Genomic DNA, 23,673 nt, shown 5'->3' with positions numbered 1-23,673 from the left:
TTTTCATCCATGTCACGTGTTGGCAAAAGGCCTGTGGCGGTTCCGTCGGGTGTTACCGCGACCGTTGATGGGCAGACCGTCAAGATGAAGGGGCCGAAGGGCCAGCTTCAGTTCGTCGTCCATGACGACGTCGAGGTGAAGCTCGAGAGCGGCCAGATCAAGGTCAAGCCGCGGGCAGAGACCAACCGCGCGCGGGCCCTGTACGGCACCGCTCGCGCCCAGGTCGCTAATCTGGTCGAAGGTGTCACCAAGGGCTTCGAGAAGAAGCTCGAGATCACCGGCGTCGGTTACCGCGCTGCGATGCAGGGCAAGAACCTCCAGCTCGCGCTCGGCTACAGCCACGACGTGATCTATCCGATCCCGGAAGGCATCACGATCGCTGTGCCGAAGCCCACCGAAATCACCGTGTCGGGCAGCGACATCCAGCGCGTCGGCCAGGTTGCGGCCGAGATCCGCGCCTATCGCCCGCCGGAGCCCTATAAGGGCAAGGGCGTGAAGTATGTTGGCGAATTCATCTTCCGCAAGGAAGGCAAGAAGAAGTAACGGAGCCGGTCATGTCGAAAGCCAAGGTTACGAATGCCCGGCGCAAGCGGAGTGTGCGGCTGAAGCTGCGCCGCTCCGGTGGCGGCCGTCCGCGCTTGTCGGTGTTCCGCTCGTCCAAGCACATCTACGCCCAGGTCATCGACGACCTCAAGGGCGAGACGCTGGCCTCTGCCTCCTCGCTCGAGAAGTCGATGCGCGACGGCGGCAAGACCGGCGCCGACATCGATGCGGCGAAGGCGGTCGGCAAGCTGCTGGCCGAACGCGCTGCCGAGAAGGGCGTCAAGGAAGTCGTGTTCGATCGCGGCAGTTATCTCTATCACGGGCGCGTCAAGGCTCTTGCCGACGCCGCGCGTGAGAGCGGGCTGAGCTTCTAACAGAATTTGAGGATTGAGGCGTAAGCCTCTGAAGGATTGGAAAAACCATGGCAGCTGAACGCGAACAACGTGGTGGACGCGATCAACGCGGCGGCGGACGTGAACGCAGGGAGCGCGAGGAGCGCGACAGCGAGTTCGTCGACAAGCTCGTCCACATCAACCGCGTGGCCAAGGTCGTCAAGGGCGGCAAGCGCTTCGGTTTCGCAGCGCTGGTCGTGATCGGCGATCAGAAGGGCCGCGCCGGCTTCGGTCACGGCAAGGCGCGCGAAGTGCCTGAGGCGATCCGCAAGGCGACCGAATCCGCCAAGCGCAACCTGACCCGCGTGTCGCTGCGCGAGGGCCGCACGCTCCATCACGACATCGCCGGCCGTCATGGCGCGGGCCGTGTCTACCTGCGTGCCGCCCCGGCCGGTACCGGCATCATCGCCGGCGGCCCGATGCGCGCCGTGTTCGAGACGCTCGGCGTCCAGGATGTGGTGGCGAAGTCGATCGGCTCGTCGAACCCGTACAACATGGTTCGCGCGACCTTCGACGCGCTGAAGCATCAGGATTCGCCGCGCTCGGTCGCTGCCCGCCGCAACATCAAGGTGTCCACCCTCCAGTCCCGTCGTATCGGCGGCGACGCCGAGGCGGCTGCCGACTAACGGAAGCTTTTCGGAGTAGACTCCCATGGCCAAGGCCGCAAAGACGATCAAGCTCGAGCAGACCGGCAGCGCGATCCGCCGCCATCACTCGCAGCGCTCGACGCTGATCGGGCTCAAGCTCAACAAGATCGGCCGCACCAGCGAATTGCCGGATACCCCGGCGGTCCGCGGCATGATCGAGAAGGTTCACCATCTCGTCCGCATCGTCGACGAGAAGTAAGAAGCGGCGCAGGATCCCGAAAAGCGGGCACCCGGTTTTCGGTGAAGATCGTGCGCAAGACACAAGGAGAAGGGCGATGAAGCTCAGCGATATCGCCGACAACGCCGGCTCGCGCAAGAAGCGTATGCGCGTCGGCCGCGGCATCGGTTCGGGCAAGGGCAAGCAGTCCGGCCGCGGCGGCAAGGGCCAGACCGCGCGTTCGGGCGTGCGCATCAAGGGTTTCGAAGGCGGCCAGATGCCGATGCATCGCCGTCTGCCCAAGCGCGGCTTCAACAACATCTTCCGCGTCGAGTTCGCCGAGATCAATCTCGACCGGCTCCAGGAAGCGGTCGATGCCAAGAAGATCGACGCCGGCAGCGTCGTGAACGTCGAGGCCCTGGTGAAGGGTGGCGTGCTGCGCCGCGCCAAGGCCGGCCTGCGCCTGCTCGGGCGCGGCGAGCTCAAGTCCAAGCTCAACATCGAAGTGCACGGCGCCTCCAAGACCGCGATCGCCGCGGTCGAAAAGGCCGGCGGTTCGGTGAAGATCCTCGCCCCGGCCAAGGAAGAAGGCGAGGCGGCGTAACAACTGCGTCATTGGCCCGCGCCACGCGGGCCTTTACGCATGCGGGACGATGGACTTATCGAAGCCGAGCCCCAGATAATGTCCGGCGTCCGCTAAAGTAGCCCGGCCGCGGGCATGACGGCGCAACAGGCGGCGGGAGAAAGTCCAAGATGGTCTCTGCAGCGGAACAACTGGCAGCCAATCTCAATTTCGGCGCGTTTGCCAAGGCCGACGAACTGAAGAAGCGCATCTGGTTCACCCTGGGTGCGCTGCTCGTTTATCGGCTGGGCACCTACATCCCGCTGCCCGGCATCGATCCCAACATCTGGGAACAGGTGTTCCGGTCCCAGGCGGGCGGCATCCTCGGCATGTTCAACATGTTCGCCGGCGGCGGCATCCACCGCATGGCGATCTTCGCGTTGAACATCATGCCGTACATCTCGGCCTCGATCATCATCCAGCTCCTGACCACCGTCTCGCCGCAACTCGAGGCGCTGAAGAAGGAAGGCGAGGCCGGCCGCAAGACACTGAACCAGTACACCCGTTATCTCACCGTTATCCTGGCCGCGTTCCAGTCCTACGGCATCGCGGTGGGCCTCGAGGGCGCCGGCAACGTCGTCAGTGATCCCGGCATGTTCTTCCGCCTGTCGACGGCGATCACGCTGACCGGCGGCACCATGTTCCTGATGTGGCTGGGCGAGCAGATCACCTCGCGCGGCATCGGCAACGGCATCTCGCTGATCATTCTGGCCGGCATCGTCGCCGAGCTGCCCGCCGCGCTCGCCAACATGCTCGAGCTCGGCCGTCAGGGTGCGATGTCGACCGGTCTGATCCTGGTCGTCATCATCATGGCAGTCGCCGTGATTGCCTTCATCGTGTTCATGGAGCGCGCGCAGCGCCGCCTGCTGATCCAGTATCCGAAGCGCCAGGTTGGCAACAAGATGTTCGAGGGCCAGTCCTCGCATCTGCCGCTCAAGCTCAACACCTCGGGCGTGATCCCGCCGATCTTCGCGTCCTCGCTGCTGCTTCTGCCGACCACGGTTGCGAACTTCAACGCGGGCAGCGGGCCGGAATGGTTCCAGTGGATCACCACCCAGCTCGGCCACGGCCGTCCGCTGTTCCTGATCATGTATCTGGCGCTGATCGTGTTCTTCGCCTTCTTCTACACCGCGATCGTGTTCAACCCGACCGAGACCGCGGACAATCTGAAGAAGCACGGCGGCTTCATTCCGGGCATTCGCCCCGGCGAGCGCACCGCCGAATACATCGACTACGTGCTGTCGCGCATCACTGTGTTAGGTGCGATTTATCTGGCGATCGTCTGCTTGATCCCGGAGATCCTGATCTCCTACGCCTCGGTGCCGTTCTACTTCGGCGGCACCTCGCTGCTGATCGTCGTCAGCGTCACCATGGACACGGTGGCGCAGGTGCAGGGCTATCTGCTGGCGCATCAGTACGAAGGCCTGATCCGCAAGTCGAAACTGCGCGGACGCCGACGCTAAGCGCGGCGTCTCCTGAAGGCGGCGCGATTGCGCCGCCGATTCGCCGTGCGAGCAACGCGCGGCGCCTGCACGGCACCAGCCAGCCATCGGCCGCATCGGCAGAGCTGCTCTCACTGCAGCGCAATCACAGATTTCAAAGCCCTTCTTGGCGTCAGCCCATCCGCTCCCCTATGATATGGGTGGCGGCGCAGCGCCGATTATGGTTTGCACTGTCCTTGATATCTTCAAACACAGGTGCGCGACGTATCGCTCACCAATCCGGGGGGCGTACGCCGATGAGAATTATACTTCTGGGACCGCCGGGGTCGGGCAAGGGGACCCAGGCGCAGCTCTTGGTGCAGCGCTATGGCATCGTCCAGCTCTCGACCGGCGAGATGTTACGCGCGGCCGTTGCGGCCGGAACGCCGGTCGGGCTGAAGGCCAAGGAGATCATGGCCGGCGGCGGCCTCGTGCCCGACGAGATCGTGGTCGGAATCATCTCCGACCGAATCGACCAGCCAGACGCCAAGAACGGTTTCATCCTCGACGGTTTCCCGCGCACAGTGCCGCAGGCCGAGGCGCTGGACGAGCTGCTCAAGCACAAGCATCTCAAGCTCGATGCGGTGATCGAGCTGCGCGTCAATGAAAGCGCGCTGCTGAATCGCGTCGAGACCCGCGTCGCCCAGATGCGCGAGCGCGGCGAGGAGGTCCGGGTCGACGACACCCCGGAGGTCCTGACCAAGCGCCTCGCCAGCTACCGCAGCCAGACGGAACCGCTGATTCACTACTATTCCGAGCGGCGGAAGCTCTCGACCATCGACGGCATGATGGCCATCGACGAGGTCACCCGCGCCATCCACCGCCTGCTCCTGGCGCTTGGGGCGGTCGAGCCCAAGACCCATGCCAGAAGTGCGGCCAAGGCGGCCCCGGCCAAGAAGGCCAAGGCGGGGAAGAAGGCGGCCGTAAAACCGGCGAAAACGACCAAAAAGGCTGCCAAATCCGGTAAAAAGGCCGCCAAGAAAGCCGTGAAGGGCACAGGGAAGGCAACCAAGAAAACGGCAAAGAAGGCGGCCAAAAAGACCGCCAAGAAGGCTGTCAAAAAGGGTGCCAAAAAGGCCGCAAAAAAGGTCACGAAAAAGCGAGCTAAACGCTAGCAGCGGTTGACGAAAGCCCCCGGAATCCCTTAATAAGCCCCGCATCCAAGTCGGATAGTTTCAGACGATGCCGGGCCCCAGGAAGACCGGGGGTGGGCGTCGTGTTCGCGTTTGTGAACACCTGCCCGAGAAAGCAAGCACTTAAAGCCCGATCCTGACGAGGATCGGCGACAGGAGAGAAGGCCGTGGCCCGTATTGCCGGCGTGAACATTCCCACCAATAAGCGCGTGCTGATCGCGCTCCAGTACATCCATGGCATCGGCCCGAAGATCGCCGGTGACATTATGGAGAAGGTGAAGATCCCCGAGGATCGTCGCGTCAATCAGCTCAGCGACGCCGAAGTGCTCCAGATCCGCGAAGTGATCGACCGCGACTATCTCGTCGAGGGCGATCTGCGTCGTGAGGTCGGTATCAACATCAAGCGTCTGATGGACCTCGGCTGCTATCGCGGCCTGCGTCATCGTCGCGGTCTGCCGGTGCGCGGTCAGCGCACCCACACCAACGCGCGCACGCGCAAGGGCCCGGCCAAGGCCATCGCCGGCAAGAAGAAGTAAGTTTTCGAACTCAGTCGCGGCGTGCGGCGAACCGGGGATGACCCGTTCGCCGCACGCCTTTCGTTCCACAGGTGTAGCCGCTGGCATTACGGCGGCGTTTGAGATCTCCAGGAAAGGTACTCAATGGGCAAGGAAGCCACCCGCGTTCGTCGTCGTGAGCGCAAGAACATCGCCTCCGGCGTCGCGCATGTGAACTCGTCGTTCAACAACACGACCATCACCATCACCGATGCGCAGGGCAACACCATTGCCTGGTCCTCCGCCGGCACGATGGGCTTCAAGGGCTCGCGCAAGTCGACCCCGTACGCCGCGCAGGTTGCCGCGGAAGACGTCTCGAAGAAGGCGCAAGAGCACGGCATGCGCACGCTGGAAGTCGAAGTCGCCGGCCCCGGTTCGGGCCGTGAGTCGGCGCTCCGCGCACTCCAGGCCGCGGGCTTCACCGTCACCTCGATCCGCGACGTGACCACGATCCCGCACAACGGTTGCCGTCCCCGCAAGCGTCGGCGCGTTTGATACGAGGTTGCGGGCGCATCGGCGCCCGCAATGACTTTTCTAAGAAGCCGCGGGAATGCTCTGCGGCCTTTCTCCAACGCCAGTATTTGAACTGTCAAATTGACTGGCCTGTATGGGTGAAACAGTGACGATCCAGAAAAATTGGCAAGAACTGATTCGGCCGAACAAGCTCCAGGTGTCCCCCGGCAGCGATCCCTCGCGTTTCGCGACCATCGTCGCCGAGCCGCTCGAGCGCGGCTTCGGCCAGACCCTCGGCAACGCCCTGCGCCGCATCCTGCTCTCCTCGCTTCAGGGCGCGGCGGTGCAGTCGGTGCACATCGACGGCGTGCTGCACGAGTTCTCCTCGATCGCGGGCGTCCGTGAGGACGTCACCGACATCGTGCTCAACATCAAGGACATCTCTATCAAGATGCAGGGCGAAGGCCCCAAGCGCATGGTCGTGAAGAAGCAGGGCCCGGGCGTCGTCACCGCCGGCGACATCCAGACCGTCGGCGACGTCACCGTGCTCAACCCGGACCTGCAGATCTGCACCCTCGACGAGGGCGCGGAGATCCGCATGGAGTTCACGGTCTCGACCGGCAAGGGCTACGTGCCCGCCGAGCGCAACCGCCCCGAGGACGCGCCGATCGGCCTGATCCCGGTCGACAGCCTGTACTCGCCGGTCCGCAAGGTCTCCTACAAGGTCGAGAACACCCGCGAGGGCCAGATCCTCGACTACGACAAGCTGACCATGACGATCGAGACCAACGGCGCGATCTCGCCGGATGACTCGGTGGCTTACGCCGCGCGCATCCTGCAGGATCAGCTCAACGTGTTCGTCAATTTCGAAGAGCCGCGCAAGGAAGTCGCCCAGGAGATCATCCCGGACCTCGCCTTCAACCCGGCCTTCCTCAAGAAGGTGGACGAGCTCGAGCTGTCGGTGCGTTCGGCCAACTGCCTGAAGAACGACAACATCGTCTACATCGGCGATCTCGTGCAGAAGTCGGAAGCCGAAATGCTCCGCACCCCGAACTTCGGCCGCAAGTCGCTGAACGAGATCAAGGAAGTGCTGGCCCAGATGGGTCTGCACCTCGGCATGGAAGTGCCGGGCTGGCCGCCGGAGAACATCGACGAGCTCGCCAAGCGCTTCGAAGATCACTACTGATCGACTTCACCGTGACGGCCGGGCTCTCCGGCCGTTATTTTCATGGGCGAACGCAGGCAGCCCACCTGAGCAACATGTCCGACGAACCGTCGCGGCAGTTTTAAAGTAAGGACTACACACATGCGTCACGGCAAGGTTCATCGGAAGCTCAACCGCACGGCCGAGCATCGCAAGGCGATGTTCGCCAACATGGCGGCCGCGCTGATCAAGCACGAGCAGATCGTCACCACGCTGCCCAAGGCCAAGGAGCTTCGCCCGATCGTCGAGAAGCTCGTCACCCTCGGCAAGAAGGGCGGCCTGTCGCTGCGCCGCCAGGCGATCGCGGAGCTGCGCGACGTCGACATGGTCAAGAAGCTCTTCGACACGCTCGCGACCCGCTACAAGGACCGCCAGGGCGGCTACACCCGCATCATCAAGGCCGGCTTCCGCTACGGCGACAACGCCGCGATGGCCGTGATCGAGTTCGTTGATCGCGACGTCGATGCCAAGGGCCAGGATTCCGGTCCGGTGCAGGAGAAGGAAGCCGAGGCGGCGTAAGTCGGATCGGCAGATACGGATTGAAAACGGCGCCCTTCTGGGCGCCGTTTTTGTTTCGAGGAATAGGGCGCGTCGGAAGGACTATTCCTCCTTGATCCCCGCCTTTTGCGCGATGTCCTTCATTTCAGCGGTCTCCTTGCCGATGGCTCCCGCCCAATCGCTGTAGCGCGCAAAGCCGGGCTCGAACCCGACCTTGGCGAAGCGTTCGGCCACGGATGGGCTGTTGATCGTATCCTCCAGCGTTGCCGTCAGCTTGTCACGAACGGCCGGCGGCAGCCCCTTGGGCGCGACCACCGCGCCCCATGAGGCGAAGTCGATGTTGCCATAGCCGAGTTCGGCGAGCGTCGGCACGTCAGGCAGGAACGGCGTGCGCTTGCCCGAGAACACAGCGAGCACTTTGACGGTGCCGGCCTCGATCTGCGGTTTCACGGCGATCACCGTGTCGACGTGTACTGGATGTGCTTGCCGATAAGGTCGTTCATCGCCGGCGCACTGCCCTTGTAGGGCAGGTGGACCATCTTGATTCCGGCGGCCGATTTGAACAGCTCACCGGCGAAATGCGAGACGGTCGCGACGCCGAACGACGCCAGCGACAGCTTGTCGGGATTGGCCTTCGCCTCAGTGACGAGCGCAGCCACGTCCTTGATCGGGTTGTCCTTGTAAGTGACCAGCGCCAGCGTGATCTTGCCGACCTGACCGAGCGGCTCGAAATCCTTGGCCGCGTCGTAAGGCACGCTTTCTTTGACGGCCGCCGGCAGCGTGAAGCTCGAATTCGAGCTGAAGAACAGGGTGTATCCGTCGGGCGCCGAGCGCGCGACTTCCTTGGCCGCGATCGTAGTGCCGCCACCGGGACGGTTCATGATGATCACGGGCTTGCCGAGACGCGTCTCCAGTTCGCCGCCAATGATGCGCGCGACCACGTCGGAGGCGCCGCCGGGCGGGAAGGGGACGATCAATTGCAACGGTTTTTCCGGATAGACCGCTTGGGCCTGCGCGAGCGAATTGCCGCTGATCAGACCCAGCAACCCGAGCGCAACAGTGAGGGCCGTTCTTTTCATCGCAAGGTCCTTCCGTGTTCACATGAGCAAAAGAGCTCGGTCAGGCTTAGCAATAATCGTTCCAGCCGCGATAGGGGCGTACGAGGCGCCATGTCGCCGCCGGAACAGCTCGTGATCGTCACTGATTGGTGAGCGCCAATTGCGGCCCAATCCGCCACGTCCGATATCCCCGTCATCGTTCTGATGGAGATACTACATGAACATCGACCTTTCGGGAAAAACTGCACTGGTGACCGGCTCGACCGCCGGCATCGGCCACGCCATCGCCAAGGGCCTCGCCGCTTCGGGCGCCAGCGTCGTGATCAACGGTCGCGGCCGGGACAAGGTCGATGCGGCCGTCCGCAAGCTGGAAGGGACCGGCGCCAAGGTCCGCGGCATCGCCGCCGACGTCTCGACGGCGGAAGGCTGCAAGGCGCTTGTGGCAGCGCTTCCCGAAATCGACATCCTCATCAACAATGCCGGCATCTTCGAACCGAAGGAGTTTTTCGAGATTCCCGACGAGGACTGGACGCGCTTCTTCGAGGTCAACGTGATGAGCGGCGTGCGGCTGTCGCGCGCGTACATGAAGGGCATGCTGAAGCGCAACTGGGGCCGCATCGTCTTCATCTCCTCGGAGTCCGGGCTCAACATTCCCGTCGAGATGATTCATTACGGCATGACCAAGACGGCCCAGCTCTCGGTTGCGCGCGGGCTCGCGCAGCTCACCCGCGGCACCGGCGTCACCGTCAATTCCGTGCTGCCGGGCCCGACCATGTCGGAGGGCGTCGAGACGTTCGTGAAGGATCTGGCGAAGCAGAACGGCCAATCGGTGGACGAAGCCGCTGCCAATTTCGTCAAGCAGCATCGTCCGAGCTCGCTGATCCAGCGCTTTGCCAGCGTGGACGAGATCGCCAACATGGTGGTTTACGTCGCGTCGAAAGAGGCGTCCGCGACCAACGGCGCGGCGCTGCGCGCGGAAGGTGGTATCGTCAACACCATCGCTTGAGGTCGTGCATGACAGCTTATGTGATTTCCGAAGTCGAGATGCGCGATCCCGATGGATTTGAAGCCTATCGCACGCTCGCAGCGAAGACGATCACGCAGTATGGCGGGCGCTATCTCGTCCGCGGCGGCAAGGCCGAGCTTGCCGAAGGCAATCTTCCGCCGAAGGCTATCGTCATCGTCGAATTCGCCTCGATGGCGAGGCTGAAGGAATGGTACGCCTCGCCGGAATATGCCGAAGCACTGAAGCTGCGGCAGACGGCGCTGGAGCGGCGGTTGATGTTCGTGGAGGGTGCGGTTCCAGACTAGCTGATCTGCCCACTTGCCCCTTCAATTCGGCACATGAAGGGCTAAAACAGGGCTTCCATGCTCTGGCCCCTGTCGACCCGCCATAAACGTCTGTTCAGGCTGACATCCGCGCGGTGGCAGCGGCGGGCGATCTTTCTCCTCGGCGGGATCGGGGTCGGCGCCACAGCGGTGGCGCTGGCACAACTGGCCGATCTCGCCCAGCATGCCTTCTCGCTGCTGCTCGCGAAGTCCCGCTATGCCGTGCTGGCGGTGACGCCGTTCGGCTTCGTGTTGTCGACCTATCTCACCATCCGTCTATTCCCAAACGCGCAGGGCAGCGGCATCCCGCAGGCGATCGCGGCACGGCATTTGACCGATCAAAGCGCGCGGGAGAGCCTGGTCTCGATCCGGATTGCGATCGGAAAGGTGATCCTCACTCTGTTCGGTCTGTTGTGCGGCGGCTCCGTTGGGCGGGAAGGGCCGACGGTGCAGGTCGGTGCTTCCTTGATGTTCGCACTCGGCCGCGTCTCGCCGCGGCGCCAGCCCGGATTGATCCTGGCCGGCGCCGCCGCCGGCGTTGCCGCGGCGTTCAACACGCCGCTGGCCGGCATCGTCTTCGGCATCGAGGAGATGAGTCGCGCTTTTGAGACCCGCACGTCCAGCCTCATCATTGCGGCCGTAATCGCGGCTGGCCTGACTTCGCTCGCGCTGGCGGGCAACTACGCCTATTTCGGCAGCAGCGCGATGTCGCTGGCGCGTGGCACGGACTGGCTGGCCGTTCCGCTCTGTGGCGTGGCCGGCGGCCTCGCGGGCGGCCTGTTCAGCCGCATCGTCATTGCGATGGCGCGCGGTTTCAATAATCCGCTTGGACGCGCGATCAAGGGCCACCCGCTCTGGTTCGCATTCGCGTGCGGACTGGCCGTCGCGATCTGCGGCCTGGTATCCGGCGATAAGATCTACGGCACCGGCTATGAGCAGGTGAAGACGGCACTGGAGCACAGCTCGCCGTTACCGCAGGATTTCGGCGTGCTCAAGCTCCTGGCGACGACCTTTGCTGCGATCAGTGGCATACCGGGCGGCATTTTCTCGCCGTCGCTCGCCGTCGGTGCCGGCATCGGCAGTAACATCGCCTCGTTCTTTCACGATGCGCCGCTCGGCGCGATCATGCTGCTCGGCATGGTCTCGTACTTCGCCGGCGTGGTGCAGGCGCCGATCACGGCGTTCGTGATCGTGACCGAGATGACAGACAATCACGGCATGGTCGTGCCCTTGATGGCGGCCGCGCTGATCGCGCACACGACCTCGCGAATGATCTGCGAGGAGGGCATCTATCATGCGCTGGCCAAGGGCTTTGTCGAGCGGGCGACGCGTCCGCCGGACGCGAAGGCGCCACCCGCTGCGAACTAAAGCCTACCAACCCTCCAGCACGATCTTGCCACGCGACTTGCCGCTCTCGAGCAGCGCGTGGGCGCGCTTGAGGTTGACCGCGTTGATGGTGCCAAAGGTCTGGTCGAGAGTGGTGCGCAACACGCCCTTGTCGATGAGGTCGGCGACGTCATTGAGCAGGTGATGCTGCGCGATCATGTCAGGCGTCTGGAACGAGGAGCGCGTGAACATCGATTCCCAGTGCACCGAGATGGCCTTGCCCTTGAATGTGCTCATGGCGAATTCCGGCGGATCGTCAATCAGGCCGAACTTGCCCTGCGGCGCCATGAACTCCGCGATCGCCTTGTAGTGCTGGTCGGTGAAGGTGAGGCTAGCGACCAGCGCGACCGGCGGCAGCTTCAATTTCTCGATCTGCTCCTTCATCGGCTTACCGTGGTCGATCACCGCATGCGCGCCGAGATCGAGGCACCATTTTTGCGACTCCGGCCGCGTCGCGGTCGCGAGCACGGTCAGCCCGGTGAGACGACGCGAGAGCTGGATCAGGATCGAGCCGACGCCGCCGGCGCCGCCGATGATCAGCAGCGTGCGCGGATCGACGCTCTTGCCGGGGACCGCGCCCAGCCGGTCGAACAGCAGCTCCCAGGCGGTGATGGAGGTGAGGGGAAGGGCGGCCGCTTGCGCGAACGACAGGCGCTTCGGCTTGTTGCCGACGATGCGCTCGTCGACCAGGTGGTATTCCGAGTTGGTGCCCTGGCGCAGGATCGAGCCTGCGTAAAATACCTCGTCGCCCGGCTTGAACAGCGTGACGTCGGGGCCGACGGCATCGACCACGCCGGCCGCGTCATAGCCGAGGATCTTCATCTCGCCCTCGGGCGGGGCGGCGCGCTTGCGCACCTTGTAATCGACCGGATTGGCCGAGATCGCTTTCACGGCGACGCGGATGTCGCGCCCTTCGGGCTCGGGTTTTGCGGTCTCGAAATCGATCAGTGAATCCGCGTCCTCGATCGGAAGCGATTTCTTGTAGCCGACGGCCTTCATGGCTTGTCTCCATCAGATGGCTTTGTTCGCCCGCCATCCTAACTGTCGCTCTGGCCCCGATTTGGCAAGTACTGTAAATTCGGGGATATAGTCCCTGTTTGGATACTATTGGAAAAACACGCATGAAACGGCGCAATTTTGCCCGGCGCCCGGGCTGCTCGGTCGAGGCGACGCTGGACCTGATCGACGGCAAATGGAAGGGCGTGATCCTCTACCACCTCCAGAGCGGCACCCAGCGCTTCGGCGAATTGCGCCGCCGGATGCCGGGCATCACCCAGCGCATGCTGACCAAACAGCTTCGCGCGCTGGAGGAGGACAAGCTCGTCATCCGCAAGGTCTATGCCGAGGTGCCGCCGCGCGTGGAGTATTGCCTCTCCGAGCTCGGCGAGAGCCTCAGGCCCGTGATCGATATCCTGAAGGCCTGGGGCGAGAACCACCAACAGCGGCTGTCCTGCGCGCCCGCGCCGGTGGCGGTGAAGAAACCGAAACGGGCGGCGTAACTGACTGAAGGCCGCCGTCGTTCTTCACCTCTCCCCAGTGGGGAGAGGTCGAATTGCGAAGCAATTCGGGTGAGGGGGCGCCGCATCCTCGATCGAGCGTAACGCCTCACCCGCGCCGGAGCTGTCATCGGGCGCGCCTTTGGCGCGACCCGTTGGGCGCGACCTCTCCCAATGGGAGAGGTGTAGAGCCTAGAACGCGAACTGCGTGCGCATCGCGACGGCGTCGAACTTCGAGCCGACATCGGCGGTCGAGATCGGCGAGGCCTGCCGCGATACCGTTCCGTGCAGATAGTCGAGCATGAAGCGGACGTTGCCGTTGACGTACCAGTTCAGCGCGAGCGTATAGACGGTCTGCCGGCCGCCGGCGATGCCGGTCGCTGCTCCCAACTGATTGTTGAGATCGATCGTCGAGAAGCGTCCCGCGATCTCCCATGCGCCCCAGCCGCCACCGTCGAGCGAGAACGGATGCGCCGGCTTGACGCCGCTATAGGCGGCGTTCGCCGCATTGTAGGTCCGGCCTTCGCCCGTCAGCACGTAGCCGGCCTGGGCGTAGCCGCCCTGGAATTTCAGGCTCGGTGCGCCAACCAGCGGCACGCCGGTGTTGGCCGTGCGATCGACATTGTACCAGAAGTACTCGCCCTGGACGATGAAGGGTCCGTAGGTCGCCGCTGCCTCGACGCTGTAGACCTGCGCGCCTGAGGCATTGGCGATGGCGCCGGTGGAGATCAGCGTGGTCGGGTCGAGACGCAATTCCGGGCGATCGCTGAGCGTGACCGTCTGCGTGTTGGCGATCAGGTTGCGTGGCGGCTGGATCAGCCATTGCGCGTCGGCGCCGATATGCACCGAATAGTCCTTGCCGCTGATCGGATTGCCGGCCACGCGCGCCACGGCGCCATATTGCTCGCTGGTGCCGGCTGGCGCCGCACTCGAGGCGGAGTGGATCGCTCCGGTCGACGGTCCCGTGACATAGCCGCCGATCCAGAGCTGGTCGTTGAACCAGCGCGCACCGGCTGCGGAGCGGAAGTCACCGGCGGCGATGTTGGTTGCGATCACGCCGGGCGAGGCGCGCTCCATGAACATGATGTCGTTGGAGCTCGTGGCTTCGTCCATGGTGTAGGGCAGGTCCATGATGCCGGCCTCGATCGCCATCCGTCCGCCGAACGGTTTTAAGCCGGTATAGCTGAGATAGGCATTCTCGACGCCGGAGACGCCACCGCCCGGAAGGGATCCCGGCGCGGTGCCGCCAAATCCGTCGGATGAGCCGCCGAAGTCGTAGACCAGCGCGAAGTTCCAGTCGTTGAAGAACTTGCCGGTGACGCCGATGCGCGCGCGGCGAACGTTCTGGCCGCTGTCGAGCTTCTGCGGCACGGTCGCCGCGGTGTCGGGGCGATAGTCATAGCCGCCGACATCCCAATGCAGGCGGCTGGTGATGGCGACGCAGTTCGCCTGGTCGGCGGTGCAGATGGTTGGCCGGTTGTTCGGCATCGTCACGACGACGCCGGAGGCCGGCGTCGGTCCCTTGACCGGGATTGCCGCATTGGCGTTGGCAACCGCGGCCTTTGCCTCCGAGCGCGCCTCGGCCTTGGCTTCAGCTTTCGCTTCGGCTCTGGCTTTCGCCGTGGCCGCCGTATTCGCCGCGGTTTGGCTCTGGAGCTTGTCGAGCTTCTGCTCCAGCATCTTCAATTGCTGTTTCAGCAGCGCGATCTCCTGCTCGCTGCTGCTTGCCGATTGGGCCTGGGCCTGCGAGGCCGCCAGCGCGCCGGCGAGTCCAATCGCCGTGGCTGCAATTCTTGTCCTGCTCACGTCATGACTCCATCGTTTGACGAACTTCCCCAAGTCGCAACGGGAGAGCCTAGGTGTGATCGATGACTGCCCCGCGACGCTGCGCCCGGTTGCGCGGTTCCCACTGATGCCAATTCGCCGCAACCGAATCCGCTCGACACCACAATGCTGGATGACGCGCATCATGCCAATCCACCGCTCTGGCAAATTGCCGATTCGCACGCTGTGCTTGCATCTCGGACACACTGGAAAGGGGCTGAATATTGCCGCCTGGCGCCCTTCTATTGGCGGGCGAACGCGCCTATATTCCGGCGTCTTTTCCAAGAGGTAGGAATGTTTCGATCGACCTGGACCGCCGTCGCCACGGCCTTGTGCATAGCGTTTTCAGCCCACTTCAATCCGACTGCTGCGCAGGACCGCCGGGTCCCGTCGTCGCCGGCCGAGTTGCGGCTGTCCTATGCACCGATCGTGCAGCGGGTGCAGCCGGCCGTCGTCAACGTCTACGCCGCCAAGGTGGTGCAGAACCGCAATCCGCTGCTCGACGACCCGATCTTCCGTCGCTTCTTCGGCGTGCCGGGCCAGCAGCCCGAGCAGATGCAGCGTTCGCTCGGCTCCGGCGTCATCGTCGATGCCTCCGGCCTCGTCGTCACCAACGTCCATGTCATCGAGGGCGCGGACCAGGTGAAAGTGTCGTTGTCGGACAAGCGCGAGTTCGAGGCCGAGATCCTGCTGAAGGATTCCCGCACCGATCTCGCCGTGCTCCGCCTGAAGGACACCAAGGAGAAATTCCCGACGCTCGACTTCACCAATTCCGACGAATTGCTGGTCGGTGACGTCGTGCTCGCCATCGGCAATCCCTTCGGCGTCGGCCAGACCGTGACCCACGGCATCATCTCGGCGCTCGCGCGGACGCAGGTCGGCATCACCGACTACCAGTTCTTCATCCAGACCGATGCGGCGATCAATCCCGGCAATTCCGGCGGCGCCTTGGTCGACATGAGCGGCAGGCTCGCCGGCATCAACACCGCGATCTATTCGCGCTCCGGCGGCTCGCAGGGAATCGGCTTTGCCATCCCTGCCAACATGGTGCGCGTCGTCGTCGCTTCCGCCAAGAGCGGCGGCAAGGCGGTGAAGCGGCCGTGGTTGGGGGCGAGGTTGCAGGCGGTGACGCCCGAGATCGCCGAAAGCCTCGGCCTGCGCTCGCCGACCGGTGCGCTAGTCGCAAGCGTGGTGCCGAATGGGCCGGCGGCGAAGGCCGGCCTGAAATCCTCCGACCTCATCACTGGGATCGATGGCCAGACCGTGGATGATCCCAACGCCTTCGATTACCGCTTCGCGACCCGTCCGCTCGGCGGCACCGCGCAGATCGACGTGCAGCGCGGCAGCAAGCCGGTCAAGCTGACCGTGGCGCTGGAGACTGCTCCCGACACCGGCCGCAACGAACTCGTCGTCACCGCGCGCTCGCCTTTCCAGGGCGCGAAGGTCTCGACCATCACGCCGGCGGTCGCCGACGAGCTGCACCTGGATGCCGACACCGACGGCGTTGTGATCACCGATATCGGCGGCGATACCGCGGCCGCAAGTGTCGGCTTCCAGAAAGGCGACATCATCCTGGCGGTCAACAATCAAAAGATCAGTAAGACCGGCGACCTCGAGAAGGCCGCAGGTGAACGGCCACGGATCTGGCGCATCACGCTGGTGCGCGGCGGCCAGCAGATCAACGTCACGCTGGGCGGATGAGTTCGAAGCGACCACAGGAGACGCCAACCCTCTTCGCCGCGGCGGGGCTCGATCACGACGCCCCGCATCCGCTGCCGGACCGGCTGCGCCCGCGCGCATTGTCGGAGGTTGTAGGCCAGGATCACATCCTCGGTCCGGACGGGGCGCTGACGCGCATGCTGGAAACGCGCACGCTCGGCTCGCTCATCTTCTGGGGCCCGCCCGGCACCGGCAAGACCACGGTGGCGCGGCTGTTGGCGGATGCGACCGATCTGCATTTCGAGCAGATTTCCGCGGTGTTCTCCGGCGTCGCGGATTTGAAGAAGGCGTTCGATGCCGCGCGGTCCCGCCGGGAGATGGGTAAGGGCACGCTGCTGTTCGTCGATGAGGTGCATCGCTTCAATCGCGCCCAGCAGGATTCGTTTCTGCCCGTGATGGAAGACGGCACGGTGGTCATGGTCGGCGCCACCACCGAGAATCCGTCGTTCGAGCTCAACGCGGCGCTTCTGTCGCGCGCGCGTGTGCTGGTGTTTCGCTCGCTCGACGCGGCCGCGATCGAAAGGCTGTTCGCGCATGCCGAGGAGGTCGAAGGCCGCAAGCTTCCGCTCGATGCCGAGGCACGCGCGGTGCTGGTCCGCATGGCCGATGGCGATGGCCGCGCCTCGCTAACGCTCGCCGAGGAAGTCTGGCGCGCCGCGCGCAAGGACGAGATATTCAACGCCGCGCAGTTGCAGGAGATTCTGCAACGCCGTGCCCCGATCTACGACAAGTCGGCCGACGGCCATTACAACCTGATCTCGGCGCTGCATAAGTCGGTGCGCGGCTCCGATCCCGATGCCGCGCTGTATTACCTCGCGCGCATGCTCGATGCCGGCGAGGATCCGTTGTTCCTGGCCCGCCGCGTCGTGCGCATGGCGGTCGAGGATATCGGACTTGCCGATCCGCAGGCGCTGGTCATCGCCAACGCCGCCAAGGATGCGTTCGACTTTCTGGGTCACCCAGAGGGCGAACTCGCGATCGCGCAGGCCGTGGTCTATCTCGCCACGGCGCCGAAATCGAACGCGGTCTATACCGCCTTCGGCACGGCGATGCAGGTGGCAAAGCAGGCCGGCTCGCTGCTGCCGCCCAAGCACATCCTCAATTCCCCGACCAAGCTGATGAAGTCGGAAGGATACGGCTCCGGCTACGAATACGACCACGACGCGCCGGATGCCTTTTCAGGCCAGGACTATTTCCCGGAAGCCCTCGGCCGCCAGACCTTTTACGACCCGCCCGAGCGCGGTTTCGAGCGCGAGATCAGGAAGCGGCTGGATTACTGGGCCAAGCTGCGCAAGGAGCGGGGCGGCTGAGGCCAAATCGCCATTTCGTCGTGACGAAACGGCACTTTTGGGCTAGGCAGGCAGCCATGAGCCGCCGCATCAAGAGAATGAACCCAAAGCCCCGTTCGCGTGACGAGCGCGATGACGCGCGTCCATTGAAGGCGCGCAGTGCGCAGAAGGCGGGGTCGCGGCCGGGCGGCAAGCCAGGTAGCAAGCCGCCGCGCTTTGCGGGCGAGCGCGCCGAGCGGCGTGCGCCCAAGGCCGCAATGGAAAAGCCTGCGCGGGAAAAGCCCGTTGAGGCATTGCTGCCGACCAAGGTGCAGACCGTTACCGTGACGGCGGACGAGAACAACATGCGCGTCGATCGCTTCCTCGAAGCGCGCTTTCCCGGCCTCTCATTCTCCCACATCCAGCGCGTCGTGCGCAAAGGCGAGCTGCGCGTCGACGGCAAGCGCGTCGACAGCAAGGACCGGCTGGAGGAGGGCCAGAGTGTCCGCATTCCGCCGCTGAAGCTCGACACGCCGAAGACGGCCGGCCCGCTCTCGGAAGCTGCGCAGAAGACGCTCAAGGCGCTGAAGGAGATGACCATCTGGGAAGACGACGACGTCCTCGTCCTCAACAAGCCCGCCGGCCTTGCTGTGCAGGGCGGCTCGGGCATGACCCGGCACATCGACCAGATGCTGGAGGTGATGCGCGATTCCAAGGGCCAGAAGCCGCGCCTCGTGCACCGTATCGACCGGGAGACGTCGGGCTGTCTCCTGATCGCCAAGACGCGCTTTGCCGCCTCGCATTTGACCGGCGCGTTCCGCTCGCGCTCGGCGCGAAAGGTCTACTGGGCATTGGTGCCGGGCCTGCCGAAACCGAAGCAGGGCCGCATCTCGACCTTCCTCGCGAAGGAGGAGGGCGAGGACGACACCATCATGCGCATCGCCCAGCATGGCGACGAGGGCGCCAGCCACGCGGTGACGTACTATGCGATGGTCGAGACCGCCGGCAACAAGCTGACCTGGGTGTCGCTGAAGCCCGTGACGGGCCGCACCCATCAGCTGCGCGCCCACATGGCCCATATCGGCCATCCCATCATCGGCGATCCCAAATATTTCAACATCGAGAACTGGGAGCTGCCGGGCGGCCTGCAAAACCGGCTGCATCTGCTCGCGCGCCGCATCGTCATCCCGCATCCACGCGGCGGCGTGATCGACGCCACCGCGCCGCTGCCGCCGCATATGCAGCAATCGTGGAATCTGCTCGGGCTCGATGCAAGCCGGTTTGATCCGATCGAGAACGCGCCGGAGGAGTAGGGCTCGGCGCCGCAGCCAGCCAAAGCCCGGCGAACAGGGCCGCAATGCCCGCAAGTTCCCTTATGCCAGCCGCTCGCTTTATCGGCCGCCGCTCTTATCTTGAAAGCTTAGCATTCAGCGACCGGGACCGAAGACTCAACATGCGCGAATTGTTCGAAGAAGCTGCGGGGCAACCCCCGCCGGATCCGCGGGAATCGGCGCGCGCCTCCGCGCGCACGCCCCCGCGCAAGCGCTTCTACAAGGAGGCCGGCGCAGTCGAGGCCGAGGGCGGCTTCGCCATCACCCTTGACGGCAAGCCGATCCGCACGCCCACCGGGCGCCAGGTGGTTATTTCCTCGCGCGACCTCGCCGATGCGGTTGCTGCCGAATGGGCGGCGCAGGGCGAGACGATCGATCCCGTGACCATGCCACTGACGCGGATCGCCAACAGCGTGGTCGAGGGCGTCGTCGACCGCGTCGAACTCGTCAGCGACGATCTCGCGAAATACTTCGAGACCGACCTGTTGTTCTATCGCGCCGGCCACCCCGAAGGGCTGGTCGCCCGCGAGGCCGCACATTGGGACCCCGTGCTGTTCTGGGCCGCGGAGACGCTGGGCGCGCATTTCATCCTGTCCGAGGGCATCATGCATGTGAAGCAGCCGGACGAGGCGCTGAAGGCCGCCCGCGCCGCCCTCCCTGGAGATGCCTGGTCGGTCGCGGCGCTCCATATGGTGACCACCTTGACCGGCTCGGCGCTGCTCGCGCTGGCGCTGGCCCATGGCGTGCGCGACGCTGGCCAGGTCTGGGCAGCCGCCCATGTCGATGAGGACTGGAACATCGACCAATGGGGCGTGGACGAGGAAGCGGCCGCTCGCCGGGCCACGCGCCTCCGGGATTTCGAGGCCGCCGTGACGGTTTTGGCGGCGGTAAAGCCGCAAGCGGCCAAAGGTCCTTAACGAGAGGTTTACGACGGCGGTCTTAGGGTGACGCTAGCATTCCCTGGGCCCTCCGAGATGCCGACGCCGATAAGCTCGATCCTTCCGGTCAGTGCTGCCAGCCCCGCGGCTGATGCGGCGACGCCCGATCTCGTGTTGCAGGCCGGCAGCGTCGTTGACGCACGAGTCGTCAGCATGCTCGCCGACAATATGGTGCGGATCGCGATCGCGAACCTCTCGATGGACGTGATGTCGGAAGTGGCGCTGACACCGGGGCAGAATCTCCAGCTCGCGGTGTCGCAGAACGACGGCACCATCCGGCTCGCGGTCGTCGGCGGGGCAGGCGGGGCGGCGTCCGATCAGATTACGCTGACGCCGGCTGCGGCCTCGCTGGTGGAGAGCCCGCCGCTCGCGCCGTCCGCGAGCGCGGCGCGCAATACGCTGACCCCGCTGGAGCAAGTCGCCGTCACCGTGGCGTCCGCCGAGGCCGTCACTAGGCAAGGCAGCCAGGCGCCGCTGTTCGCCAATCTCGCCGCGGTCGTCACCGGCAGCGATTTGCCAGCGGGACTGAAGCAGGCCATGCTGGACGTGCTGGCGCAGCAGACGCCGCTCAACGCCCGCCTCGATGGTGGCGATATCGAGACTGCCTTCCAAAAGTCCGGCTTGTTCCTCGAGGCCTCGCTGGCTGCCGGCGCGATGCCGTCGTCCGGCGCAATGCCCGATCTGAAGGCGGCGCTGCTCGTGCTGCGCCAGACGCTGGCCACGCTCGAAACCACCGCGCCCCAGACGCAAGGCGCCGCCATGCCTGCCAGCGTCGCGGGCGCGCCGCAGCTGGCCGCTGCGTCGGCTCGGCCAGCAGCCGAGGCCGCGCAGGCCGCATTGTCGTCAATGGCCCCCGACATCGCCCAACCGGCGCAACAGCCGCGCAATGCCAATTTCTCGGCCGCGGTGCTCGCCGACATGGCTGGCGACGCGCCACAAATGGCGATGCCGCGAAACATGACCGCCGGCCTTGCCGCCAGCCTCTTGCAGGAGATGACGCAAAACTTGCCGCGCCTGATCGGCAACGTGCCCGGCTCCAACAAGGCCGTGCCGGATGGCCACATCTTCGAGGCGGCCACCCACGCGACCACGCCGCCGCCATTCCGTGGCGCATTGCCGGCGCCCCAATCCATCGCATCGCCATCGCTCGCGCCCGATACGCCGCTGGCCGCCACCGTGCACCGCCTGCTCGACGACACCGATGCCGCGATCGCGCGGCAGACATTGCTCCAGGTCGCCTCGCTTCCCGATCGCACTGATGCCAGCGGCCACCGCATCGACCCGGCCGTGCCGCAGTGGAATTTCGAGATTCCCTTCGCAACCCCGCAGGGCACCGCGATGGCGCAGTTCGAGATCTCGCGCGACGGCGGCAATGAATCCGCCGATCCCGCCACGCGTGCCTGGCGCGCGCGCTTTTCGCTCAATGTGGAGCCGGCCGGCCCGGTGCATGCGCTGATCACGCTGAGCGGCGACAAGACCCTCGTGCGGATGTGGGCGGAGCGGCCCGCGACGGCGCAGCAGCTCCGCGCCGGCGTCGGTGAGCTCAGCCAGGCATTGTCCAGAGCTGAGCTCAAGCCCAGTGATATCGTGGTGCGCGACGGCACCCCGCCGCAGGCCACACAGGCTCGCGCCGGCCATTTCCTGGATCGCGCCACATGAGCGACCCATCCAAGCTCGCGATTGCCCTGCATTACGAGAAGGGCACCAACGCCCCGGTTGTCGTCGCCAAGGGCAAGGGCACGATCGGTGAAAAGATCGTCGAGATCGCCAAGGCCCATGACATCCCGATCGAGGAGAACGAAGTCCTGGCCGGCGCGCTCTCCAAGGTCGAGCTCGGCGAGGAGATCCCGCCGGACCTCTACAAGGCCGTCGCCGAAGTGCTGGTGTTCGTGCTGCGGCTGTCCGGCCGGGGGCGGTAAACACTACCTGTCATCGTTTCACCAGATATTGGCGGCATTGTCGCGGCCACTCTCATCATCATCGGATACCAATCTTGCTGACCCGTCGTTCCACCCTCGGCCTGCTTGCCGCAGCCGCCACCCTGCCGTCACGCGCGCTCGCTCATGTCGCCCCGCCGCGCAACGAAATCCGCGACAGCTTGGCCAAACGCTTCACCGATCTCGGCACATCAGGCACCTTCGTCGGCTACAAGGTCGAGGACTATCTGATCGTCGCCAGCGACAAGGAGCGCTCGGGCGAGGGGAAGCTGCCGGCCTCGACCTTCAAGATTCCAAACTCGTTGATTGCGCTCGAGACTGGCGTGGTCGCTGACCCCGACAAGGACGTATTTCCCTGGGACGGCGTGAAGCGGCCGATCGAGGCTTGGAACAAGGATCACACACTACGCAGTGCGATCGCGGTCAGCGCGGTGCCGGTCTATCAGGAGATCGCGCGCCGCATCGGCCAGGAGCGCATGCAGAAATATGTCGACGAGTTCGACTACGGCAACCGTGACATCGGCGGCGGCATCGACCAATTCTGGCTCACCGGGAATTTGCGCATCGATCCGGTCGAGCAGGTCGACTTCGTCGACCGGCTGCGCCGCCGTGCTTTGCCCATCAGCAAGCGGAGCCAGGATCTCGTCTGCGACATCCTGCCGGTGACCAAGGTCGGCGATAGCGTCATCCGCGCCAAGTCGGGCCTCTTGGGCGCCGAACGCGGCGAGCCCTCGCTCGGCTGGATGGTCGGCTGGGCCGAGAAGGGCGGGGCCCACACCGTGTTCGCGCTCAACATGGACTGCCGCGAGCCGCGTCTCATCAGCGAGCGCATGCCGCTGACGCAAGCCTGCCTTGCCGAGATTGGCGCGATCTAGCGCTACCGCGCTGGCGCCGCTCAACTAGCATCCTCCCGCCAAAGAAAAACCGGGAGGATAACAATGAACTCAACGCCGCTCTGGCTGTCGTCGCTCACGCTTGCGGCAGCTGCCGGCTGGCTCGGCGCCACGATGTTCGCCGGCCCCGCCACCAGCAAGGAGCCACGCTTTCCGCAGCTCACCATGGATCAGCTGGACGCCAGGCAGAAGCCGCTCGGCGAACAGATCATGAAGGTGTCGAGCGTCGGCATCGGCGGGCCCTACAATCCGATGATCCGCAGTCCTGTGCTCGGCCAGCGCCTGTTCGACCTGTTCCACTATCTGCGCTGGGAGACCTCGGTCCCGGTCAAGCTCAACGAGTTCGCGATCCTGATCATCGGGCGGCAGTGGCGCTCGCAGGTGGAATGGTACGCACACGCGCCGCTGGCGGCGAAGGCGGGCCTGTCGGCCGACATCATCGCAGAGCTGAAGGCCAACAAGCGGCCCTCGAAGATGGCCGATGACGAGGCGGTGGTCTACGATTTCGTCACCGAGCTCACCACCACCAAGAAGGTCACCGACGAGACTTACGCGCGCGCGAAGAAAGTGTTCAACGACCAGCAGATCGTCGACCTCACCGCAGTCGCCGGCAATTACGTGATGGTCGCGATGCTGCTTGCCATGTCGGAGGAGACCGTGCCGCCGGACAAGCAGGAACCGTTTAGGCCGGGTGAGCCGTAGGACTCGTTATTGCAAGGAGCCGGCGACAAACTGCGGTACCGTAGGGTGGGCAAAGGCGCGCAGCGCCGTGCCCACCTTCTCTCCGTGTCATGATCTGTGATTGGTGGG

27 protein-coding genes are annotated in these 23,673 nt (G+C 64.8%); 23 read left to right on the top strand and 4 right to left on the bottom strand.

Going from position 1 to position 23,673, the window contains the following annotated elements; genetic code table 11:
- Positions 1-9 precede the first annotated feature (9 nt).
- The 11 genes from rplF (at position 10) to rplQ (ending at position 7,705) form a co-directional block, all read left to right on the top strand.
- Positions 10-543 (top strand): 50S ribosomal protein L6, encoded by a 534-nt coding sequence (rplF, locus tag BLV07_RS34325; protein ID WP_091894742.1) that lies wholly within the window; start codon positions 10-12, stop codon positions 541-543.
- 11 nt (positions 544-554) lie between these two features.
- Positions 555-917 carry a 50S ribosomal protein L18 gene (rplR, locus tag BLV07_RS34320; RefSeq protein WP_007603036.1) on the top strand — a complete coding sequence of 121 codons (363 nt, stop codon included), beginning with the start codon at positions 555-557 and terminating at the stop codon, positions 915-917.
- Between the two features lie 47 nt (positions 918-964).
- Complete coding sequence (gene rpsE, locus BLV07_RS34315; RefSeq protein WP_014494507.1) at positions 965-1,561, top strand: 30S ribosomal protein S5; 597 nt, start codon at positions 965-967, stop codon at positions 1,559-1,561.
- A 25-nt stretch (positions 1,562-1,586) separates the two neighbouring features.
- Positions 1,587-1,781 carry a 50S ribosomal protein L30 gene (rpmD, locus tag BLV07_RS34310; protein ID WP_011088137.1) on the top strand — a complete coding sequence of 65 codons (195 nt, stop codon included), beginning with the start codon at positions 1,587-1,589 and terminating at the stop codon, positions 1,779-1,781.
- A 76-nt stretch (positions 1,782-1,857) separates the two neighbouring features.
- Positions 1,858-2,343 (top strand): 50S ribosomal protein L15, encoded by a 486-nt coding sequence (gene rplO, locus BLV07_RS34305; RefSeq protein WP_008549236.1) that lies wholly within the window; start codon positions 1,858-1,860, stop codon positions 2,341-2,343.
- A 149-nt stretch (positions 2,344-2,492) separates the two neighbouring features.
- Positions 2,493-3,824, top strand: a complete 1,332-nt coding sequence (gene secY / locus BLV07_RS34300) for a preprotein translocase subunit SecY (RefSeq protein ID WP_091894740.1) — start codon at positions 2,493-2,495, stop codon at positions 3,822-3,824.
- Between the two features lie 275 nt (positions 3,825-4,099).
- Positions 4,100-4,957, top strand: a complete 858-nt coding sequence (locus tag BLV07_RS34295) for an adenylate kinase (RefSeq protein WP_091894738.1) — start codon at positions 4,100-4,102, stop codon at positions 4,955-4,957.
- Positions 4,958-5,142: 185 nt separating this feature from the next.
- Positions 5,143-5,511, top strand: coding sequence for a 30S ribosomal protein S13 (rpsM, locus tag BLV07_RS34290; protein WP_027574068.1), 369 nt, complete (start codon positions 5,143-5,145; stop codon positions 5,509-5,511).
- 123 nt (positions 5,512-5,634) lie between these two features.
- Positions 5,635-6,024, top strand: coding sequence for a 30S ribosomal protein S11 (gene rpsK / locus BLV07_RS34285; RefSeq protein WP_007603045.1), 390 nt, complete (start codon positions 5,635-5,637; stop codon positions 6,022-6,024).
- Between the two features lie 112 nt (positions 6,025-6,136).
- The gene (locus tag BLV07_RS34280) at positions 6,137-7,168 is read left to right on the top strand and encodes a DNA-directed RNA polymerase subunit alpha (protein ID WP_091894736.1); all 1,032 of its coding nucleotides are present in this window, start codon (positions 6,137-6,139) and stop codon (positions 7,166-7,168) included.
- Between the two features lie 120 nt (positions 7,169-7,288).
- A complete protein-coding gene (gene rplQ, locus BLV07_RS34275) occupies positions 7,289-7,705 on the top strand; it encodes a 50S ribosomal protein L17 (protein ID WP_080137232.1) in 417 nt (138 codons plus the stop codon).
- 81 nt (positions 7,706-7,786) lie between these two features.
- On the opposite strand, the gene BLV07_RS49850 is transcribed toward rplQ, so the two are convergent.
- Together BLV07_RS49850 and BLV07_RS49845 are read right to left on the bottom strand one after the other, a co-directional pair.
- On the bottom strand, positions 7,787-8,134 hold the full coding sequence (locus BLV07_RS49850) for a Bug family tripartite tricarboxylate transporter substrate binding protein (RefSeq protein WP_283806561.1): 348 nt from the start codon (positions 8,132-8,134) through the stop codon (positions 7,787-7,789).
- A gap of 5 nt (positions 8,135-8,139) precedes the next feature.
- A complete protein-coding gene (locus BLV07_RS49845) occupies positions 8,140-8,763 on the bottom strand; it encodes a Bug family tripartite tricarboxylate transporter substrate binding protein (RefSeq protein WP_283806560.1) in 624 nt (207 codons plus the stop codon).
- Positions 8,764-8,959: 196 nt separating this feature from the next.
- On the opposite strand from BLV07_RS49845, the gene BLV07_RS34265 reads away from it, so the two are divergent.
- Genes BLV07_RS34265 through BLV07_RS34255 form a run of 3 tightly spaced genes read left to right on the top strand, consistent with a single transcriptional unit; the run spans position 8,960 to position 11,439 of the window.
- Positions 8,960-9,748: an SDR family NAD(P)-dependent oxidoreductase gene (locus BLV07_RS34265; protein WP_091894734.1), complete on the top strand. Its 789-nt coding sequence runs from the start codon at positions 8,960-8,962 to the stop codon at positions 9,746-9,748.
- 8 nt (positions 9,749-9,756) lie between these two features.
- Positions 9,757-10,053, top strand: coding sequence for a DUF1330 domain-containing protein (locus BLV07_RS34260; RefSeq protein WP_091894732.1), 297 nt, complete (start codon positions 9,757-9,759; stop codon positions 10,051-10,053).
- A gap of 57 nt (positions 10,054-10,110) precedes the next feature.
- On the top strand, positions 10,111-11,439 hold the full coding sequence (locus BLV07_RS34255; protein WP_091894730.1) for a chloride channel protein: 1,329 nt from the start codon (positions 10,111-10,113) through the stop codon (positions 11,437-11,439).
- 3 nt (positions 11,440-11,442) lie between these two features.
- Here the strand turns inward: BLV07_RS34255 and BLV07_RS34250 are convergent, their stop codons facing one another.
- Positions 11,443-12,456, bottom strand: a complete 1,014-nt coding sequence (locus BLV07_RS34250) for a zinc-binding alcohol dehydrogenase family protein (protein ID WP_091894727.1) — start codon at positions 12,454-12,456, stop codon at positions 11,443-11,445.
- A 122-nt stretch (positions 12,457-12,578) separates the two neighbouring features.
- Between BLV07_RS34250 and BLV07_RS34245 the strand changes: the two genes are divergently transcribed.
- A complete protein-coding gene (locus tag BLV07_RS34245) occupies positions 12,579-12,956 on the top strand; it encodes a winged helix-turn-helix transcriptional regulator (protein WP_091894725.1) in 378 nt (125 codons plus the stop codon).
- A 189-nt stretch (positions 12,957-13,145) separates the two neighbouring features.
- Here BLV07_RS34245 and BLV07_RS34240 read toward each other — a convergent pair whose 3' ends face one another.
- Positions 13,146-14,759, bottom strand: a complete 1,614-nt coding sequence (locus BLV07_RS34240) for an OprO/OprP family phosphate-selective porin (RefSeq protein ID WP_176945945.1) — start codon at positions 14,757-14,759, stop codon at positions 13,146-13,148.
- A gap of 312 nt (positions 14,760-15,071) precedes the next feature.
- On the opposite strand from BLV07_RS34240, the gene BLV07_RS34235 reads away from it, so the two are divergent.
- From BLV07_RS34235 to BLV07_RS34200, 8 genes are all read left to right on the top strand, one after another.
- Positions 15,072-16,478 (top strand): DegQ family serine endoprotease, encoded by a 1,407-nt coding sequence (locus BLV07_RS34235; RefSeq protein WP_176945944.1) that lies wholly within the window; start codon positions 15,072-15,074, stop codon positions 16,476-16,478.
- A complete protein-coding gene (locus BLV07_RS34230; protein ID WP_091894721.1) occupies positions 16,475-17,806 on the top strand; it encodes a replication-associated recombination protein A in 1,332 nt (443 codons plus the stop codon). The genes BLV07_RS34235 and BLV07_RS34230 overlap by 4 nt, the downstream gene beginning before the upstream one ends.
- A 56-nt stretch (positions 17,807-17,862) precedes the next feature.
- Complete coding sequence (locus BLV07_RS34225; protein WP_091894719.1) at positions 17,863-19,077, top strand: RluA family pseudouridine synthase; 1,215 nt, start codon at positions 17,863-17,865, stop codon at positions 19,075-19,077.
- A 140-nt stretch (positions 19,078-19,217) separates the two neighbouring features.
- Positions 19,218-20,012 carry an ATP12 family chaperone protein gene (locus tag BLV07_RS34220; protein WP_091894717.1) on the top strand — a complete coding sequence of 265 codons (795 nt, stop codon included), beginning with the start codon at positions 19,218-19,220 and terminating at the stop codon, positions 20,010-20,012.
- A 57-nt stretch (positions 20,013-20,069) separates the two neighbouring features.
- On the top strand, positions 20,070-21,692 hold the full coding sequence (fliK, locus tag BLV07_RS34215; protein WP_176945943.1) for a flagellar hook-length control protein FliK: 1,623 nt from the start codon (positions 20,070-20,072) through the stop codon (positions 21,690-21,692).
- The gene (locus BLV07_RS34210; protein WP_028140989.1) at positions 21,689-21,952 is read left to right on the top strand and encodes an EscU/YscU/HrcU family type III secretion system export apparatus switch protein; all 264 of its coding nucleotides are present in this window, start codon (positions 21,689-21,691) and stop codon (positions 21,950-21,952) included. The genes fliK and BLV07_RS34210 overlap by 4 nt, the downstream gene beginning before the upstream one ends.
- A gap of 74 nt (positions 21,953-22,026) precedes the next feature.
- Positions 22,027-22,845: a class D beta-lactamase gene (blaOXA, locus tag BLV07_RS34205; RefSeq protein ID WP_091894715.1), complete on the top strand. Its 819-nt coding sequence runs from the start codon at positions 22,027-22,029 to the stop codon at positions 22,843-22,845.
- A gap of 63 nt (positions 22,846-22,908) precedes the next feature.
- Entirely contained in the window at positions 22,909-23,565 is a 657-nt protein-coding gene (locus tag BLV07_RS34200) for a carboxymuconolactone decarboxylase family protein (RefSeq protein WP_091894712.1), read from the top strand.
- Positions 23,566-23,673 lie beyond the last annotated feature (108 nt).

It is taken from the genome of Bradyrhizobium sp. Rc2d, from assembly GCF_900099855.1.
In the GTDB taxonomy this organism is placed as follows: Bacteria; Pseudomonadota; Alphaproteobacteria; order Rhizobiales; family Xanthobacteraceae; genus Bradyrhizobium.
Note: the sequence above shows the minus strand (reverse complement) of the source record. Positions and strands in the feature narration are given on the sequence as shown.

Bases quoted from the DNA above. Each gene is read 5' to 3' on its own strand.
- BLV07_RS49845 (WP_283806560.1), bottom strand. From the start codon at position 8,763: ATGAAAAGAACGGCCCTCACTGTTGCGCTCGGGTTGCTGGGTCTGATC.
- BLV07_RS34235 (WP_176945944.1), top strand. From the start codon at position 15,072: ATGTTTCGATCGACCTGGACCGCCGTCGCCACGGCCTTGTGCATAGCG.
- BLV07_RS34280 (WP_091894736.1), top strand. From the start codon at position 6,137: ATGGGTGAAACAGTGACGATCCAGAAAAATTGGCAAGAACTGATTCGG.
- rplQ (WP_080137232.1), top strand. From the start codon at position 7,289: ATGCGTCACGGCAAGGTTCATCGGAAGCTCAACCGCACGGCCGAGCAT.
- rpmD (WP_011088137.1), top strand. From the start codon at position 1,587: ATGGCCAAGGCCGCAAAGACGATCAAGCTCGAGCAGACCGGCAGCGCG.
- BLV07_RS34210 (WP_028140989.1), top strand. From the start codon at position 21,689: ATGAGCGACCCATCCAAGCTCGCGATTGCCCTGCATTACGAGAAGGGC.
- BLV07_RS34265 (WP_091894734.1), top strand. From the start codon at position 8,960: ATGAACATCGACCTTTCGGGAAAAACTGCACTGGTGACCGGCTCGACC.
- BLV07_RS34200 (WP_091894712.1), top strand. From the start codon at position 22,909: ATGAACTCAACGCCGCTCTGGCTGTCGTCGCTCACGCTTGCGGCAGCT.
- rplF (WP_091894742.1), top strand. From the start codon at position 10: ATGTCACGTGTTGGCAAAAGGCCTGTGGCGGTTCCGTCGGGTGTTACC.
- BLV07_RS34225 (WP_091894719.1), top strand. From the start codon at position 17,863: ATGAGCCGCCGCATCAAGAGAATGAACCCAAAGCCCCGTTCGCGTGAC.
- secY (WP_091894740.1), top strand. From the start codon at position 2,493: ATGGTCTCTGCAGCGGAACAACTGGCAGCCAATCTCAATTTCGGCGCG.
- BLV07_RS34260 (WP_091894732.1), top strand. From the start codon at position 9,757: ATGACAGCTTATGTGATTTCCGAAGTCGAGATGCGCGATCCCGATGGA.
- rplO (WP_008549236.1), top strand. From the start codon at position 1,858: ATGAAGCTCAGCGATATCGCCGACAACGCCGGCTCGCGCAAGAAGCGT.
- BLV07_RS34245 (WP_091894725.1), top strand. From the start codon at position 12,579: ATGAAACGGCGCAATTTTGCCCGGCGCCCGGGCTGCTCGGTCGAGGCG.
- fliK (WP_176945943.1), top strand. From the start codon at position 20,070: ATGCCGACGCCGATAAGCTCGATCCTTCCGGTCAGTGCTGCCAGCCCC.
- rpsE (WP_014494507.1), top strand. From the start codon at position 965: ATGGCAGCTGAACGCGAACAACGTGGTGGACGCGATCAACGCGGCGGC.
- BLV07_RS34220 (WP_091894717.1), top strand. From the start codon at position 19,218: ATGCGCGAATTGTTCGAAGAAGCTGCGGGGCAACCCCCGCCGGATCCG.
- rpsK (WP_007603045.1), top strand. From the start codon at position 5,635: ATGGGCAAGGAAGCCACCCGCGTTCGTCGTCGTGAGCGCAAGAACATC.
- BLV07_RS34250 (WP_091894727.1), bottom strand. From the start codon at position 12,456: ATGAAGGCCGTCGGCTACAAGAAATCGCTTCCGATCGAGGACGCGGAT.
- BLV07_RS34255 (WP_091894730.1), top strand. From the start codon at position 10,111: ATGCTCTGGCCCCTGTCGACCCGCCATAAACGTCTGTTCAGGCTGACA.
- BLV07_RS34295 (WP_091894738.1), top strand. From the start codon at position 4,100: ATGAGAATTATACTTCTGGGACCGCCGGGGTCGGGCAAGGGGACCCAG.
- BLV07_RS34230 (WP_091894721.1), top strand. From the start codon at position 16,475: ATGAGTTCGAAGCGACCACAGGAGACGCCAACCCTCTTCGCCGCGGCG.
- rplR (WP_007603036.1), top strand. From the start codon at position 555: ATGTCGAAAGCCAAGGTTACGAATGCCCGGCGCAAGCGGAGTGTGCGG.